18 protein-coding genes and 1 pseudogene are annotated in these 15,109 nt (G+C 69.3%); 12 read left to right on the top strand and 7 right to left on the bottom strand.

Annotated elements, in window-relative coordinates; all coding sequences use genetic code 11:
- Positions 1-576: 576 nt before the first annotated feature.
- Positions 577-1,230 (bottom strand): hypothetical protein, encoded by a 654-nt coding sequence (locus ACFV4K_RS15950; RefSeq protein WP_379275474.1) that lies wholly within the window; start codon positions 1,228-1,230, stop codon positions 577-579.
- Positions 1,231-1,278: 48 nt separating this feature from the next.
- On the opposite strand from ACFV4K_RS15950, the gene ACFV4K_RS15945 reads away from it, so the two are divergent.
- Positions 1,279-2,034: a lytic transglycosylase domain-containing protein gene (locus ACFV4K_RS15945; RefSeq protein ID WP_379275472.1), complete on the top strand. Its 756-nt coding sequence runs from the start codon at positions 1,279-1,281 to the stop codon at positions 2,032-2,034.
- A 16-nt stretch (positions 2,035-2,050) separates the two neighbouring features.
- Here the strand turns inward: ACFV4K_RS15945 and ACFV4K_RS15940 are convergent, their stop codons facing one another.
- Together ACFV4K_RS15940 and ACFV4K_RS15935 are read right to left on the bottom strand one after the other, a co-directional pair.
- Complete coding sequence (locus ACFV4K_RS15940; protein ID WP_379275470.1) at positions 2,051-2,266, bottom strand: hypothetical protein; 216 nt, start codon at positions 2,264-2,266, stop codon at positions 2,051-2,053.
- Between the two features lie 157 nt (positions 2,267-2,423).
- The gene (locus ACFV4K_RS15935; protein ID WP_379275469.1) at positions 2,424-3,239 is read right to left on the bottom strand and encodes a hypothetical protein; all 816 of its coding nucleotides are present in this window, start codon (positions 3,237-3,239) and stop codon (positions 2,424-2,426) included.
- A gap of 437 nt (positions 3,240-3,676) precedes the next feature.
- Here ACFV4K_RS15935 and ACFV4K_RS15930 point away from each other — a divergent pair, with 437 nt between their 5' ends.
- The 4 genes and pseudogenes from ACFV4K_RS15930 (at position 3,677) to ACFV4K_RS15915 (ending at position 6,117) form a co-directional block, all read left to right on the top strand.
- Entirely contained in the window at positions 3,677-3,961 is a 285-nt protein-coding gene (locus ACFV4K_RS15930; protein WP_379275467.1) for a hypothetical protein, read from the top strand.
- Positions 3,962-3,970: 9 nt separating this feature from the next.
- Positions 3,971-4,526, top strand: a pseudogene (locus tag ACFV4K_RS15925) (aconitase family protein); the annotation flags it as partial.
- 238 nt (positions 4,527-4,764) lie between these two features.
- Positions 4,765-5,679, top strand: a complete 915-nt coding sequence (locus ACFV4K_RS15920; protein WP_379275466.1) for a DoxX family protein — start codon at positions 4,765-4,767, stop codon at positions 5,677-5,679.
- A gap of 33 nt (positions 5,680-5,712) precedes the next feature.
- Entirely contained in the window at positions 5,713-6,117 is a 405-nt protein-coding gene (locus tag ACFV4K_RS15915) for a hypothetical protein (protein ID WP_379275464.1), read from the top strand.
- On the opposite strand, the gene ACFV4K_RS15910 is transcribed toward ACFV4K_RS15915, so the two are convergent.
- A complete protein-coding gene (locus tag ACFV4K_RS15910) occupies positions 6,118-6,888 on the bottom strand; it encodes an RNA polymerase sigma factor SigF (RefSeq protein WP_379275462.1) in 771 nt (256 codons plus the stop codon).
- A 252-nt stretch (positions 6,889-7,140) separates the two neighbouring features.
- Between ACFV4K_RS15910 and ACFV4K_RS15905 the strand changes: the two genes are divergently transcribed.
- On the top strand, positions 7,141-7,296 hold the full coding sequence (locus ACFV4K_RS15905; RefSeq protein ID WP_379275461.1) for a DUF6131 family protein: 156 nt from the start codon (positions 7,141-7,143) through the stop codon (positions 7,294-7,296).
- A gap of 312 nt (positions 7,297-7,608) precedes the next feature.
- Positions 7,609-9,045, top strand: a complete 1,437-nt coding sequence (locus ACFV4K_RS15900) for a bifunctional phosphatase PAP2/diacylglycerol kinase family protein (RefSeq protein ID WP_379275459.1) — start codon at positions 7,609-7,611, stop codon at positions 9,043-9,045.
- Here ACFV4K_RS15900 and ACFV4K_RS15895 read toward each other — a convergent pair.
- Together ACFV4K_RS15895 and ACFV4K_RS15890 are read right to left on the bottom strand one after the other, a co-directional pair.
- The gene (locus tag ACFV4K_RS15895; RefSeq protein WP_379275457.1) at positions 9,038-9,364 is read right to left on the bottom strand and encodes an anti-sigma factor; all 327 of its coding nucleotides are present in this window, start codon (positions 9,362-9,364) and stop codon (positions 9,038-9,040) included. The genes ACFV4K_RS15900 and ACFV4K_RS15895 overlap by 8 nt on opposite strands.
- Before the next feature lie 242 nt (positions 9,365-9,606).
- The gene (locus ACFV4K_RS15890; protein WP_379275456.1) at positions 9,607-10,035 is read right to left on the bottom strand and encodes a hypothetical protein; all 429 of its coding nucleotides are present in this window, start codon (positions 10,033-10,035) and stop codon (positions 9,607-9,609) included.
- Here ACFV4K_RS15890 and ACFV4K_RS15885 point away from each other — a divergent pair.
- Together ACFV4K_RS15885 and ACFV4K_RS15880 are read left to right on the top strand one after the other, a co-directional pair.
- Positions 10,012-10,605, top strand: a complete 594-nt coding sequence (locus ACFV4K_RS15885) for a TetR/AcrR family transcriptional regulator C-terminal domain-containing protein (protein ID WP_379275455.1) — start codon at positions 10,012-10,014, stop codon at positions 10,603-10,605. The genes ACFV4K_RS15890 and ACFV4K_RS15885 overlap by 24 nt on opposite strands.
- Before the next feature lie 59 nt (positions 10,606-10,664).
- Entirely contained in the window at positions 10,665-11,090 is a 426-nt protein-coding gene (locus ACFV4K_RS15880; protein WP_379275453.1) for an SRPBCC family protein, read from the top strand.
- Here ACFV4K_RS15880 and ACFV4K_RS15875 read toward each other — a convergent pair.
- Complete coding sequence (locus ACFV4K_RS15875; RefSeq protein WP_379275452.1) at positions 11,087-11,920, bottom strand: SAM-dependent methyltransferase; 834 nt, start codon at positions 11,918-11,920, stop codon at positions 11,087-11,089. The genes ACFV4K_RS15880 and ACFV4K_RS15875 overlap by 4 nt on opposite strands.
- A 115-nt stretch (positions 11,921-12,035) precedes the next feature.
- On the opposite strand from ACFV4K_RS15875, the gene ACFV4K_RS15870 reads away from it, so the two are divergent.
- The 3 genes from ACFV4K_RS15870 (at position 12,036) to ACFV4K_RS15860 (ending at position 15,100) form a co-directional block, all read left to right on the top strand.
- On the top strand, positions 12,036-12,815 hold the full coding sequence (locus tag ACFV4K_RS15870; RefSeq protein ID WP_379275450.1) for a M50 family metallopeptidase: 780 nt from the start codon (positions 12,036-12,038) through the stop codon (positions 12,813-12,815).
- 170 nt (positions 12,816-12,985) lie between these two features.
- On the top strand, positions 12,986-13,795 hold the full coding sequence (locus ACFV4K_RS15865; protein ID WP_379275449.1) for an SAM-dependent methyltransferase: 810 nt from the start codon (positions 12,986-12,988) through the stop codon (positions 13,793-13,795).
- A gap of 33 nt (positions 13,796-13,828) precedes the next feature.
- Positions 13,829-15,100, top strand: coding sequence for a diguanylate cyclase domain-containing protein (locus tag ACFV4K_RS15860; RefSeq protein ID WP_379275447.1), 1,272 nt, complete (start codon positions 13,829-13,831; stop codon positions 15,098-15,100).
- The last annotated feature ends 9 nt before the right edge of the window (positions 15,101-15,109 follow it).

Below are 15,109 nucleotides of genomic sequence, written 5' to 3'. Positions count from 1 at the left end.
GGCCGTCCACCAGGCCGCCGTGGCCGCCGCCCGCGAGGGCGGCGACGCCCCCGCCGGGTAGCAATTCCCCAGAGCGCCCAATCCACCACGGTTTTCGCTCGCGCATCAATTCCCATGGCTCGCTCGACGGGTCCGGAGGCGAAGACCTGGTGGATCAAGGTGGAACAGGCGTAATTCAGATGCATTCGCGCGCCTGATCATTCGACATGTGTCGATCTGTTCACCCGTGGAACATCCTGTAGCTCCGGAACATTGGGTTCGGCGCTACGGGCCGCCTCCAGGATATGCCGGTCCTGGCAGCGGCCAGGTCGGTGATGTTCCAGGAGGATTCGTGGTGACGATGCGCGACGCGCGCCGGTATCTGCCCAATACAGCGGCCACCATGGCATTGATCGCGCTCGCGGTCGGTGGGGTCGCGATCACGGCGGATTCGCCGCAGAACGACCGGGCGGGCACTGTCGTGGCGTCGTCGAAGGTCTCCGATACCTCCACCGAGGCGGACCCGGCCACCGAGACCGGGCCGGTCACCGAGCTCGCGGACGTGACCGAGACGCCGGCGGACGGGACCGTGCCGGACTATACGCCGGTTGCGGACACTCCCGACGGCGGAGACGTGCCAGGGACTGAGACACCGAGTCCCGACACCACCGACCCCGCTACGAGCACACCGGTCACGACGACGACCGACACTCCGACGACGAGCCCGTCGCCGGGTCCGACCATCAACGTGAATGTGAGTGCGAGTCTGGGCATTTCGGCGCAGGTCTCCCCGCCGACCGACGTCGTCACGACGCTGACGCCCGGCCTCACCACCGTGACGACGACCCCCGCGCCGACCACCACGACCACCGACCCGGCTACGCCGATGCCCATCGCGGCAACGACTACCACCGCGGTCCCTGCCGCCGCAGTGACGACCACGACAACCCCGATCCCTGCCGCACCGGCGACGACCACGACCACGGTTCCTCCCAGCGCGACGACAACGGCCACTCCGGTTCCTGCGACCATAACGACCACCACCGTCCCGCCCGCACCCACACCGGCCAAGGCGACGACGACCACAGTCCGCACGACCACCCCGTCCGCCAAGCCGACGACACCGCGCCGCAGCACCCCGCCGTCGACCACGGTCACCAAGACGACCGCACCCAAGCCGGTTCCGTCCTCGGCCCGCCCGACGGTCGCGCAACCGCCGACCACGACGCACCGACCGGCACCGACGACCACGACGGTGGCTCCCACCACACCCAAGCCCGTCCCGGCCAAGTAGCGCCGATGGCGATGACAGCGCGTCCGGCGCTGCTGGTGGTCGCGGTCGCGGCAGTCCTCGCGGGCTGCGGCGTCTCCGGCGGAACTTCCGATCCGCTGCCGCGCGCGAACGAGTCCATCCCCGCGATCCGCCTCGACGCGGCCGAATCCCCGATCGACCAGCTCCGCGAGTGGGCGCGTGCGCGGTCCGAAACGAGCGGCATCCCGATGCGTGCCCTACAGGCGTATGGCTATGCGACAGTGGCCATGTCGAAGGCCCAGCCGGGTTGCCATCTCGGCTGGGTGACCCTGGCCGGTATCGCCCGGGTGGAAAGCAATCACGCCCGATTCGGCGGCGCGACCATCGCCACCGATGGATCGGTGCGCCCACCGATCCGAGGTGTCGCGCTGGACGGCACCGGTGGCAATGCGCAGATCGTCGACCCCAATGCCACAGCCCGAACCGGCCATACGGTGTACGCGCGCGCGATGGGTCCGTTCCAGTTCATCCCCGACACCTGGAAACGCTGGGGCGTCCACGCGGCCGCCGGCTACAACCCTCTCGCTCCCATGCTGAAGGTCGGCAAACCGGTTGCCACCAGCGACCTTTCGGGCAGCCCGGACAATATCGACGATGCGGCCCTCGCGGCCGCTCGATACCTGTGCGCGGCGGGCGGCGATCTGGCCACAGCGCACGGCTGGCGGCAGGCCATCCTGGCGTACAACCACTCCGCCGTGTACGTCGATCAAGTGCGCAGCACCGCGCTCGGCTACCAGAAATAGCCGAGCGGCAGGACCGTCAGCCGGCCTTGGTGGTCGTCGTGGTGGTCCGGCCGGTCGAGGTCGGGGTCGTCGTGGGCATGTCGATCACGTCCGGCAAGCGACCGCCGCCGAGGACGGGTACCGCGCTGGTCGGGGACGGCGGGACCAATGGGGTGCTGCGGTGATCGCCGCATCCCGTGATCGCCGCCGCCACCATCGCCATCGCCGCCACCGTGATCAAGTGCTTGGGCACGAGTCAACCTTTCGAAGAGGGACCACCAATTCTGGTACACCCGCCTCGCGAATGTGGCGCGAAAGATCAACTTAGGCACACAAAGTCGGCACTTGTGGCACATTACGCCCGATTAGTTCCCCGAGTCCGGTTCTCCGACAGCTAATTCCATAGCGAATCAGCAGCGAACGCCAGTGATGGTGAACCGCTCGACGTCGGCGACGTGACCCCCGGTGGCCGCGACGATGGTGAGCGTGGCCGGACAAGCATCCGAAACGGACACCGTGGCACTCCAGGGTGATTCGGTACCGCCCGCGGGAATCGGAGCGGATCGACCGACGGGCTGATCCCGATCCGAGCGCAGAATCCGGACCCGGATGCTCTCGTCCACGCCGGTAATGGTCCCGCCCACGGCCACCGGCGACGAGACCGCGCCGCCGTAGCGCGGCGTGGTCAGCTGGAAAGTGGTGTCGTCGGTGCCGACGACCTCCCACGGTGCGGTGTCACCGTGCCCCATCCGGGCCAGATGCACGACGGCCGCGACGACGGGCGCACCGTTCGGATTGTCGAACCCGACGCTGACCCGCGACTGGTCCCCGTCGGTGGCCACCTGCACGATCTTGTCCAAACTCGAGAACCCGAGGTAGCGCTGGGTGAAGGACTGCGCGGTGGCGGCGGGGTCGAGATGCCAGGGTTGATGCCCGGACCCGGCGTCCCGCTGCCAGGCCGCGGCTTCGGCGCTGTCGCGGAACGGCCACAGCGGTTGGTAGGGAAAGTCGGCGGCCGGGGATGTCGTGGTGGCGCCCGGCCCGCTGCTCGCCGGCGCGGAACTGCCCGGCGCGGTGGTCGTGGACGCGCCGCCCGGCGCGGCGGCGGTCGTGGTGGCCGAGGGCCCGCCTCCGCTGGAACAGGACACCAGCACGACCGCCGCCGGAATCGCGGCCATCGCGAGGAAGGTCCGGCGGCGATGCCCCCGAGAAGTGTTCGTGGTCATGTCCGCCCGGCCTCCTACCAAGAATGGGCCCTTTGTCGGATTATCGGACGAATCCCCGGTGATCGCCATGATTCCGCGAGCATGTCCGGAACCGAATACCTCGGGCGTCGCCGGGTATGCGGGCGGTATGGAACCTCAGAACGTCGGATCCGGTATCGGGTCGGACGGAACCCCGGTTCCTCCGGTGCGACCGCCGGAACCGGTCCCACCGCCGGAGCCGGGCGAACCTGTCCCACCGCTGGAGCCGGGCGAACCTGTCCCGGAGCCCGAGCCGCCTGCGCCCCTGCCGACACCAGGCCCGCCGATCCCCCGCCCCCCGGATCCGATTCCGAACCCGCTGCCACCGCTGACACGTTTCGGTCCGGCGCAGCCGGTTACTCGACCGACTGCCGGCAGTCCGTCCGGCGCTCACGACAGCGGAAGGAAGACCTATGCTGATGCTCACCCCCACTGCCGTCGAGGCGGTACGCGGTATCACGTCCGGGGAAGGCGCCCCGCGCGACGCCGGACTGCGGATCACCACGCCGGATGACGCCGAGAGTTTCCAGCTCGCGGTCGCGGACGGGCCGTCCGACGACGACGAGGTGCTGACCGCGGAAGGCGCGCGAGTCTACATGGACCGCCGGTCCGCGGAATTCTTCGACGACAAGATTCTGGACGCGGGCCTGGACGCGACGGGCAACGCCACCTTCGTCGTCGGTCCGCAGGCCACCAACGGCTAGTCACACGTCATGCCCGGCAATCTGGCGCGCACGCTGATCGCCTCGCACCTGGTGTCGGGTGCGATGACGCCGGGCACCGAGATCGCGATCCGGATCGATCAGACGCTGACCCAGGACGCCACCGGCACCGTGGTGATGCAGGAGCTCGAGGCCGTGGCCCTCGATCGCTCACGCACCGAGGTGAGCGTCCAGTACGTCGACCACAATCTGTTGCAGACCGACGAGAAGAACGCCGAGGACCACGAGTATCCGCACGGCCGCCCAGCGCTTCGGCCTGTGGTCCTCCAAGGCGGGCAACGGCGTCTCCCACCCAACCCCTATGCAGCGTTTCGGGGTGCCGGGCAAGACGCTCTCGGGATCGGATTCGCACACGCCGGCGGCGGGCTCGCTGGGCATGCTCGCCATCGGCGTGGGCGGATTGGCAGTAGCGCCGGCCATCTCGGGTCAGCCGCTACACCTGCGGATGCCGAAGATCTGGGGTGTCCGGCTCGAAGACGAACTGCCGCAGTGGTGTTCGGCCAAGGACGTGATCCTGGAGATGCTGCGCCGGCACCGCGTCAGCGGGCTGCGACTGCTCGGCGTGCACGCCATCGCCCGCGTCACCACGCTCGAGGTGCTCGATATGAGCAAGGAATCCACTTTCACCGTGCGACACCGGCTTTCGCCGCGTCAGGTGCGAGACGTCCTGGCCGGTGGCCTCATCCCCCGGCTCGCTGCGCGCGAACTCGCGTTTGAGGACGAGGACGCCGGGAACAGCGACGACATCAGCGCCTGCTGAGACAGCCTTCCGGAAAGGAATCACCATGCTGCGACGCATTGCCCACCCCCTGCTGGCGACCGCTTTCGTCGCCGACGGAATCGACACGCTCACCCATCCCGATCCCCGGATCAAGACCGCGACCGAGGCGGTGCGGCACGGCGAGCAGCGGCTGCCGGCCAAGCTCGCGGCCTATCTGCCCGACGATCCGGCCACACTGGTCCGGATCAATGCGGCGGTCCGCGTCGGCGGCGGCGCGCTGCTGGCCCTGGGCAAGCTGCCCCGGTTGTCCACCGCCGTGCTCGCCGCGACCGTGATCCCGGCGGCCCTGACCGAACCGGGGTTCTGGACCGAGGAGGACCCCGAACGGCGTTCGGCCCGGCGCAACGCGCTGCTCAAGGACGTGAGCCTGCTCGGCGGACTGCTCATCGCCTCGACCGACCGGCAGGGCAAACCGTCGCTCGGCTGGCGTGGCCGCCGGGCCCTGGAGAAGCTGCAGGCCGACGACTCCGCCCCTACCCGGCTCGCCGACGCCGCGAAGGTCCACGGACCCGAACTCGCCGCGGCGGTGCGGACCCGCGGTGAGCACCTCGCGGAGACCGCCCGCGAACGCGGACCCGAACTGGCCGCGGCACTGCACGATCGCGGTGAGCGACTGGCCGACATCGCCCAGCATCGCGGCGCTCAGCTCGCGGAATCGGCACGTGAACGCGGACCCGAACTCGTTGCGGCACTGCACGATCGTGGCGAGCGACTGGCCGAGGCCGCACAGCACCGCGGCACCCAACTCGCGGGTTCGGCCAGGGAACTCGGCGCACAATGGGGCGACGTCGCCGCCGACCGCGGTGGCCATCTCCTCGACACCGCCCGCGATCAGGGCGGCCACCTCGCCGAGAAGGCCAAGCGGCGCGGTGAGCGGCTCGCGGACGCGGCCCGCGCTGGCGCTGACCACCGACGCTGAAGACAACCGAGCGCACTGAAAGGGTCCTCCGTCATGGCATCTCAGCACTCTCTCGCCCGCTGGCCGGTCGTGGCCGTGACGGCGGCCGCGCTCGCCGTGGGTTGCTCGAACAGCACCGAACCCGGTGTGCCGGGAACCGGTTCGCCGCAGCAGGGCTCCGGGTCACCGACCATCTCCGCGAACGCCGCCAAGCAGCTGTGCGACATGATGCGGCCCGAAGTCGACAAGTGGCGGGCCGAGGGCCCCACCGAGGCCCGGCTGAAATTCAATGCCACCGTGCAGGATTGGGCGCTGCGCAACAATGGCGTGAATATCGCGGTGATGCGCAATCGCGCGGTCATCGACCAGACCACCACCACCGCGTGCCCGGATGTGCGGGACGCGGCGGTGCAGGCGATCCGGATGCCCGATCTCGCCTCGGGTCTGGCGGGATTCTGATCAGGTGGCCAGCGCCTCGGCGCGCAGCCGGCCGAGGGTCTTCGTCAGGATGCGCGACACCTGCATCTGCGAGACCCCCAGCCGCTGCGCGATCTGGTTCTGGGTCATCGAGTCGAAGAAGCGCATGGTGAGCACCCGCCGCTCCCGTTCGGGCAGTTCCGCGATGAGCGGGCAGACTGCGAGGTATTGGTCGACGTGTTCGAACCCGGGCTCTTCGGCCCCCAGCGCGTCCAGCATGGCCAGCGGAGTGTTCTCCCCGTCATCGGGGCACGCGGCTTCCAGCGACGAGCTCTGGTAGGCGTTGGCGGCCAGCAGGGCCTGGGTCAGCTCGGACTGGTCCACCTTCAGTTCGGCGGCCAGTTCGCGCGCCTTGGGCATCCGGCCCAGGCGCTGGGCGAGGATTTCGACGGCGGCGCCGACGCGGATCTGGGTCTCCTTGACCCGGCGCGGTACGCGCACGGCCCAGGTGCTGTCCCGGAAATAGCGCCTGACCTCACCCATGATGGTGGGCACCGCGAAGGACAGGAAGCGTGACCCACGCTCGACGTCGAAGCGGTCGATGGATTGCACGAGCCCGAGGCGGGCCACCTGCACCAGATCCTCGAACGCCTCCCCGCGACCGGAGAACTTGCGCGCGATGTGGTCGGCCAGTGGCAGGCACCGGTCGATCGCCTCCTCGCGTAGTGCCTTTCGATCGGGAGCATCATTTTCCACGGCGACGGCAAGCTGTTTCAGTAGCGGCTCGATATCGTCATAGCTGTCACCCGTCATCGGTATCACCCCGTAATCGGCTGAACTGCATAAAGATGGTGTACCCATCTCCACCCGCTGCGGAACATGATTTTCGAGGCTCGATGGCCACGTTCACCACAACTATCCGCAATACACCAGGTCAGAGACGTATTGCCACAGACCGAATCTCGAAAGCGCGGACGCATCACCTCGGCTCTTCCGGGGGGCGTTTGACGACCGGCTCGCCGGGAACTGCGGGAGTGTCACAATCGCCCCTACAAAGGATAAATCATGATCGTCCTGGGCCTAATAATGCTGATTCTGGGAATAGTGTTCGGTGTCCATATCCTCACCACGATCGGCGTCATCCTGATGCTGGTCGGCGCGGTCGCGTGGCTGCTCGGCGCGGCCGGGCACCCCCTCGGCGGCCGTGCTCACTATTGGTGATTCCGGCCAGACCCGGCGAATCCTCTACATCAGAATGCATTTCATCCATCACGCCGCACGTGGCCCAGCGGATTTCTCCGCTGGGCCATTGCCCCGCCTGTCGGCCGGTGAAACAACCTGCCGGGCACCCTTTTCCGGACCGGCGGGCACGATCTCCCCATCGAGAATTCTCGGCGACATTGACGACGCCCGCCGAACCCGGTTGTGGTGTCCGCATTCTGGCGTATCTCGACCACATCTCAGGCCTACCCGGCCAGGCGGGAGACAATCACGATGAGACACCGCACGCGACGATTCCACCGCGTCGGCCGGATGGACCGAGCCGTCACCGCGGCGGTCGCGCGCCTACCCGCCTCCGCCCTGGACCCCGGTCTGTTGCGGCTGACCCGCTGCGCGGACTTCGGCGCGCTCTGGCTGGTCACCGCACTCGCGCTCGGAACCCGCGGCGGCGAGCACCGGCGGGCCGCGATCCGCGGTGTCGCCGCCCTCACCGCCACGGAGGCGATCGTGAACGGCGGTCTCAAGCCGATCATCACGCGCCGCCGCCCCGCCGGCGATCTGCTGCCCGCGTCTCGGCGATTGGACCCGCGGCCCGTCTCGTCGTCGTTCCCCTCGGGCCACAGCGCCGCCGCGGCCGCGTTCGCCACGGCGGTCGCGGTCGAGAGTCCGCGGGCCGCAGTGGGTCTCGTCCCGCTGGCGGGATTCGTCGCCTACTCGCGGGTGCATACCGGCGTGCACTGGGGCAGTGATGTGCTCGCGGGCGCGGTGATCGGTTCGACCATCGCCCTGGCCACCCGGCACTGGTGGCCGGCCCCGGCGCCGGCCACCGCCCGCGAGCGGCATCAGGGCACGCCCGCGCTCGCCGACGGGAACGGCCTGCTGGTGCTGGTCAACCCGGCCGCGGGGGATCCATCCGTCGATCCGTGCGAGGATCTCGCGGCGCTGTTGCCCGCGGCCATCCTCGTCCGCACCGAACCGGGCGACGATCCCGCCCGGCGGCTGGAACTGGCGTTCCGCGCCTGCGTTCCGCGGCCGGCGGCACTGGGTGTCGCGGGCGGTGACGGCACCCTCGCCGCGGCGGCCACGGTCGCCCTGCGGCGCGGTCTGCCCCTGGCGGTGTTCCCCACGGGCACCCGCAATCATTTCGCCCGCGATCTGGGTGTGCGCGACACCGCCGAGGCGGCCGCGGCCGTCGAATCCGGCGATGCCGTGGACGTCGACATCGCGCGCGTCCGCTTCGACGACGAGGACGGACAGCGCACCCGGCACGTGCTCAACGTGGCGAGTGTGGGCGCCTACCCGGACATGGTGCGGCTGCGGCGGACATGGCGTTCGCGATGGGGTCGGCGGCTGGCCTTCGCGGCCGCGTCGGTGGCCGCGGTGGGCCGGGCCCGGCCCCTCGCGGTGGAAGTCGACGGTGACCACCGCCGGGTGTGGGTCCTGTTCTTCGGCAACGGTTCCTATCATCCGCGGCGCTCCACCCCGGCCGTTCGCGACCATCTCGCCGCGGGGCTGCTCGACATCCGATGGCTACGCGCCGACCGGCCGTGGTCCCGCACCCGGATCATCCTCGCGGCCGGGCTCGCGGCCCTGGGACGGACCCGCCTGTACGGCGAATGCCGCCGACCCGAGCTGACCGTCCGGCTCGCCACGCGCGAACCCCTCGCCGCCGACGGCGAGGTGATCGGCACGGCCACCCGGATTCACATGACGGTGGCCGGGCGCCTCACGGTCTATCGCCTCATTTAGGCTCCGCGTCGTCCTTCCGTCGCCGGGTGAATTCGACGACCACCGGGTATCCGCGCTGTACGACATCGAACTCGTCGGTGTCGACAGTGATCGAATCGGTCAGGCATTCCACGAAATGCCAGCCGAAACTGTGCTCGATCAGGCCGCCGCCGGTGCCGATCACCGACGTCACGCGAATCCGGACCCGCTGCTCGTCGTAGCGGAATGCGCAGTCGAGTCCGGCCTCCGGCACGGCCGCCAGGATCATCGCGGTCGCAACCTGATCCAGCGCGACCCGCATGTCGATGGCCACGTCGATGGTGAAATCGGCTGAGAGCATGATGGTTTCGGCTATCGCGCGCAACATTTCCAGGTGTCCGGCGTCGGCGCGCACCCGTACCCCCACGTCACCGCACAATCGCGGTGATTCCGGCTCCGCGTGATCGGTGCGTATGGGCGCCTTACCATCACCCAGTGGCGATTCACTCATCACTCACCACCCATCCAGCCCCCATCGCGATCTTTCCCCGTCATCCTTCGCTTACCCGATGATGCCCGAGGGAAACCGCCCGAAAGTCAGGATTATCGGAGCGGGAGCACGCGGTTCAAGAAGTCCTGAGCCTCGGAGTCGGCGAACTTCAGGATGGTGAAGTGGGTGGCGGGGGCGTGCAGCACCAGTTGGCTGTCCGTGCCGGCCGACTCGAGCTGTTGTTGCAGCAGCACGGTGGTCGGAACGGGCTGAATGGTGTCGGATCCACCCTGCAGCAGGACGACCGGACCGCGGTACCCGGTGGCGGGCACCGACAGGTAGTCGCGCAGCGCCGAAATGACCGAATCGGGCAGGGCGATGGTGAACAACTGGCCGACCGACTTGCCTGTGACGGCCGCCTCCAGGGAAGCCAGGCAATCGTGTCCGGCCCGCGCGATGGCGAGGACTTCGTGGCCGTGCGGTGACAGGTAGTCGGTGACGCCGAGGTCGGGGCGGGCGTGATCGAGGCCCGCGAGGATCATGACGAGCCGGGCATGCAGGCCGTCGAGGCCGGAATCGGCGCGACCACGGTCTACCGCCACGTCCAGGACAAGGAGGATCTGCTGGTCCTGCTGCTCAACCACTACGCCGACCAGACCGAACGCCCGGAGCTGCCCGAGGATCCGCGGGACCGGATCGTCGCGGCCGCCACCGCCATGCATGATCTGCTGGCCGGCTGGCCCTGGGCCGCGGAGGTCCTCACCGTGGACGGTTTCGTCGGACTGCTCGACGAATCCGCGCTGTGGACGGTCGAATCCATCCTCGCGGCCGCCGAATCCAGCGGCCGCACCCCCGAGCAGGCCGCCTACATCTTCCGCTCGATCTGGTACTACACCGTCGGCGAGATCCTGGTCCGCACCCACTCCCAGCGCCGCGGCAGCCCCGCCGCCTCGGGCCGCGCCGCATTCGGCGATCTCGATCCCGACCGCGTTCCCCGGCTGGCCGCGATCGGCGAACGCTGGCCCGCCCTGGCCGCCCGCGACACCTACGGCCAGGGCTTGCGCGCCTGTGTCGACGGCCTGCTGGCTCAGACCGGCCCCGCCGAATCGTGATGCCGCACGCCCGGTTCCGGCCCCGATCCCCTGCCGCGGGTGACCGCTAGAGTGCGGGCATGCCGGAAAAGATCATCCGTAATACGTTCACCGTCCCCGCCTCCCCCGAGGCCGTCTACGACCACCTGATCCGGCCCGAGAACTACATCGGTCTCTCCCCGCTGGTCGTCGCCGTCGAGGACGTCCAGGACGGTTCCTACCTCGCCGTCGAACGCTTCCGCTTCCTGGGCCTGAAGCACGACAACCGCATTCGCGTCGCCCTGCTCGGCACCCCCGGGACAGCGGTCTGGGGCGAGGTCGACAGCCCCGGCGGCGTCCGCATGGGCTACCGCTTCGACCTCACCCCCACCGCCGAGGGCACCCGCGTCGACGACGAGCTGCGCCTGCGAACCCCCTTCGGCCTCATGGCGTTCGCGTCCGGTCAGGCCCGCAAGGTCCAGCTCGCCCGCGCGGGCATCCTCGCCGACCGCCTCGCGACCGTCTAGGGCTTGAAGCCGACGCCGCCGGCGATGCAGTGGCGGACGGGGCTCAGCGGCCTGAGTTGCGGGCCGTCGGGCCACCATTCGTCGCATAGGACGAGGCCGGGTTCGATCATGGTGAGGTTGCCGAACAGGGCCTGGATCTCGTCGCGGGTGCGGAAGCGGCCCGAGCCCATGGGGCTGTGCACGAACTTCTCCTCCATCTTGCGCGCCAGGTCGCTGTGTTCGGCGGTCTCCGGGTCGAGGAAGTGGGCGATGGCCACATACGAGCCGGAGGGCAGCACGTCGAGGTAGCTGCGCATCACGGCGGCGACATCGTCGGCGGCGTAGTGATGGAGGGTGCCGATCTGGAACAGCGCGATCGGACGGCTGAAGTCCAGTTCCTCACGGATGTCGGGGTGTTTGACCACCTCGAACGGACGGAAGATGTCGGCCTCGACGATAGTGGTGCGCGGATTGCCCGCCAGCAGGGCGCGCGCGTGCGCCAGCACCATGGGGTCGTTGTCCACGTAGACCACCGAGGAACCCGGGTCCACGCGCTGCACGACCTGGTGGGTGTTCTCCGCGGTGGGCAGCCCCGAACCGAGGTCCAGATACTGGTCGATGCCCGCTTCCTTGGCCAGGAAGCGGCATACGCGGATCAGGAAATCCCGGTTCGCCCAGGCCAATTCGGCAACCCCGGGCGCGACCTCGCGCACCTGGTCCAGGACCGCGCGGTCGACTTCGAAATTATCCTTGCCGTTCAATGCGGCGTCGTAGACGCGGGCGATGCTGGCGCGTGTGGTGTCCACCCCAACCGGCGCCGCACTCGGGTAACTCTGTACTGACTCGGACATCTCACGCTCCCCTGACAATCGATTCGCTCCGGCCCCGGCCCACAGCAAGTCTGTCGCATACGCGATGATTTGGGACCGGATCGCCGGGTCCGCGCCGAATCGGTAGGGTGCGGCCGTGGATACAGCGGAATTCGTTCAGCGCGGCAGCACCATCGTGGACCGGTTGTCCACGACGCAGACCCCGCCGCCGTGGCAGCTGGTGGTGGGCACCGGCGTGGTGGCGCTGATACTGGTGGCGTTCCGCCCGACGTGGCGCATTCTGCGCAATGCGGTCACCATCGCCCACGAGGGCGGACACGCCTTCACCGCGCTGCTGACCGGCCGCCGCCTCAATGGCATCCGATTGCATTCCGACACTTCGGGACTCACCGTGTCGAGCGGCAAACCCTATGGGCTCGGCATGATCCTGACCATGGCGGCCGGGTATCCCGCGCCCGCGCTGCTGGGGCTGGCCTACGCCGCACTGCTGGGCGCGCACCGCATCACCCTCATGCTGTGGCTGACCATCGCGCTGCTGCTGGTGCTGCTGCTCAAGATCCGCAACTGGTACGGCCTGCTGTCGCTGCTGGTGACCGGCGGCGTGGTGTTCGCGGCGTCCTGGTTCGGCAGCGACACCACCCAGGCGGCGCTGGCATACGCGGCGTCCTGGTTCCTGCTGCTGGCCGCCGTGCGCCCGGTGATCGAGTTGCAGCGCAATCGCGCGCACGAGCCGAACTCCGACGCCGACCAGCTGGCTCACCTGACCAGGATCCCGGGCCTGCTGTGGGTGCTTGCTTTCGGCGCGATTGCGCTGTGCTCGCTGGTCCTCGGGGCGCGCCTGCTGCTGGCCGACGTGTCGGGGGTGTGTGTGCCGCCGCTCACGCACAGCACCTGCGCGGCGTCAACCGCCGGGTGAGCATTGTCCCACCTCAGGGCGAGAGTGGTATCGCTGCAAGGATTCTGACCAACGGGGACTACCATTCGGTTTGCACCGTCCGGGTGATCGGAAACACCGGATTTGCCCGGATCTCGGCCCGCTCGTACCACCTGCGGGCGTTCGACCGTTGCGGCTAGGAGGGTTTGGGGATGGACAGACCGGAGTGGGCACCGGAAGGCGTCGACATGAACCGGGCGAGCCCGGCGCGCATGTACGACGCGCTGCTGGGCGGCTCGCACAACTTCGAGGTCGATCGACAAGCCGCGGAGGCGGGGAAAGCGCTGGTCCCGGACCTGCCGCGACTGGCCTTGAGCAATCGCGCGTTCCTGCGGCGCGCGGTGCGGTCCCTGGTGGACCAGGGCGTGCGGCAGTTCCTCGACATCGGGTCGGGCATCCCGACCGCGGGCAATGTGCACGAGGTGGCGCAGGCGATCGACCCGAAGTGCCGGGTGCTCTACGCCGATATCGACCCCGTGGCCGTGGCGCACGCGCGCGCCATCCTGAAGGACAATGACCGGACCGCCGCGATCGAGGCCGATCTGCGCGAGCCCGAGTCGCTGCTCGCCCAGGCCCGCGGGACCGGCATCATCGATTTCGACCAACCGGTCGGCGTCCTCCTCATCGCGGTCCTGCACCTGATGAGCGACGACTACGCCCCCGCCGACAAGGTCGACGCCCTCTACGACGCGGTGCCGGTCGGCAGCTACCTGGCTCTGTCGCACCTCACCTCGGCCACTCGCCCCGACGACGCCGCCAAACTGGTGGAGAACTCGCGCGACGTCAGCAGGATCGGCCTGCAGTTCCGGACCCGCGAGCAAATCGCGGCCCTGTTCGGCAAGTGGGAGCCGATCGAGCCCGGTGTGGTGGAATTGCCGTTGTGGCGGCCGGAATCCGACCGTGACCAGCACGAGGCGCCCGGCCGATCACTCGGTCTGGCGGGTATCGGCCGCAAGGCCTGAGCAGGGGCACGAGGCAGGGGCAGGGGGTAGGCGGTGGGAGCACACGAGCTGGCGGTCCGATGGGCCGACGCTCTCGAGGGCGCGGTGGCGCCGACGATCACCCGGTCGCAGGTCGAGCAGTTGCTCGACGGGTTCGGCGACCGGCTGATCGCGGCGGTGCGCGGCACCGAGGACATGTCGGTGGCCCGGGACGCCGCCCGCGCCCTGGTAGGCGCCAACTACCGGGATCCATTGACCGTGCACCGGTCGGTCCTGGTGCTGTGCAAGGACCTGGTCACCGACGCCTGCCCGGACCCCGGCTGCGAGGACTACTGGCCGGTGCGCGATCGCGCGATCGAGCTGGCCGCCCAGTTCGCGGCCGAGTTCACCGCCGGACTGCGCAGTGTGGCGTTGTCGGAACAGGAGAAGACCCTGACCGCGGCGCTGACCGCCGCACGCGAGGCCGACGCCCGCAGGCAGCTGTCCGAGGCCCGCTTCCAGGCCATCTTCGAGGGCGCGTCGGTGGGCATCGGCACGGTCGACATCACCACCGGGCAGGTGGTCGACGTCAACAACGCCATGGCCGAGACCCTGGGCGTCCCGGCCGGGCAGATGCCGGGCCGTCCGGTGGGCGACATACTGGGCCCGATCAATATCGGCGAGGCGTTCGGTCTCTTCCAGCGTTTACTGTCCGGCGAGATCGACCGCTTCCGCTTCGAGACCGAACACACCAAACCCGACGGTTCGCACACCATCATCGACCTGTCCATGACGGTGGTCCGCGACAGCGAGGGCAAGCCGCGCTTCCTGGTCGGGGTCACCGTGGACGTCACCGACCGCAAGGAACTGGCCGACCGGCTCTGGTACGACGCCCATCACGACTCGCTGACCGGTCTGCCGAACCGGCTGCTGTTCTTCGACCGGCTCGCGGCCGCCACCGGCCAGGTGGGCGTCTGCTACCTGGACCTGGACGGCTTCAAGGAGGTCAACGACCGCCGCGGCCACACCGCCGGCGATCAGGTGCTCCGCGAGGTGGCCCAGCGGCTGCGCCAGGCCGTGCCGCCGCACGGGGTGGCGGCCCGGCTGGGCGGCGACGAGTTCATCGTGCTGGTCGAAAGCTGCTCGGGCCCGGAGGAATTGGACTCGGTGTCCGAGGACCTGCTGGCCGCGCTGCGCGACCCCTTCGATGTGGCGGGACTGTCGGTGCGGGTGGGCGCGAGCATCGGGACCGCGCTGGTGGACACCGACTCCACCGCCATCGACGAGCTCATGCACGCCGTGGACACCGCCATGTACCGCGACAAGGCACTGCGGCACGGTCGGTGAGACCGCGCC

Source organism: Nocardia sp. NPDC059764, assembly GCF_042732555.1.
Taxonomy (GTDB): Bacteria; Actinomycetota; Actinomycetes; order Mycobacteriales; family Mycobacteriaceae; genus Nocardia.
Note: the sequence above shows the minus strand (reverse complement) of the source record. Positions and strands in the feature narration are given on the sequence as shown.

Coding starts and splice junctions, on each gene's coding strand:
- ACFV4K_RS15945 (WP_379275472.1), top strand. CDS start 1,279: ATGGCGATGACAGCGCGTCCGGCGCTGCTGGTGGTCGCGGTCGCGGCA.
- ACFV4K_RS15935 (WP_379275469.1), bottom strand. CDS start 3,239: ATGACCACGAACACTTCTCGGGGGCATCGCCGCCGGACCTTCCTCGCG.
- ACFV4K_RS15930 (WP_379275467.1), top strand. CDS start 3,677: ATGCTCACCCCCACTGCCGTCGAGGCGGTACGCGGTATCACGTCCGGG.
- ACFV4K_RS15920 (WP_379275466.1), top strand. CDS start 4,765: ATGCTGCGACGCATTGCCCACCCCCTGCTGGCGACCGCTTTCGTCGCC.
- ACFV4K_RS15915 (WP_379275464.1), top strand. CDS start 5,713: ATGGCATCTCAGCACTCTCTCGCCCGCTGGCCGGTCGTGGCCGTGACG.
- ACFV4K_RS15910 (WP_379275462.1), bottom strand. CDS start 6,888: ATGACGGGTGACAGCTATGACGATATCGAGCCGCTACTGAAACAGCTT.
- ACFV4K_RS15905 (WP_379275461.1), top strand. CDS start 7,141: ATGATCGTCCTGGGCCTAATAATGCTGATTCTGGGAATAGTGTTCGGT.
- ACFV4K_RS15900 (WP_379275459.1), top strand. CDS start 7,609: ATGGACCGAGCCGTCACCGCGGCGGTCGCGCGCCTACCCGCCTCCGCC.
- ACFV4K_RS15895 (WP_379275457.1), bottom strand. CDS start 9,364: ATGCTCTCAGCCGATTTCACCATCGACGTGGCCATCGACATGCGGGTC.
- ACFV4K_RS15890 (WP_379275456.1), bottom strand. CDS start 10,035: ATGATCCTCGCGGGCCTCGATCACGCCCGCCCCGACCTCGGCGTCACC.
- ACFV4K_RS15880 (WP_379275453.1), top strand. CDS start 10,665: ATGCCGGAAAAGATCATCCGTAATACGTTCACCGTCCCCGCCTCCCCC.
- ACFV4K_RS15875 (WP_379275452.1), bottom strand. CDS start 11,920: ATGTCCGAGTCAGTACAGAGTTACCCGAGTGCGGCGCCGGTTGGGGTG.
- ACFV4K_RS15865 (WP_379275449.1), top strand. CDS start 12,986: ATGGACAGACCGGAGTGGGCACCGGAAGGCGTCGACATGAACCGGGCG.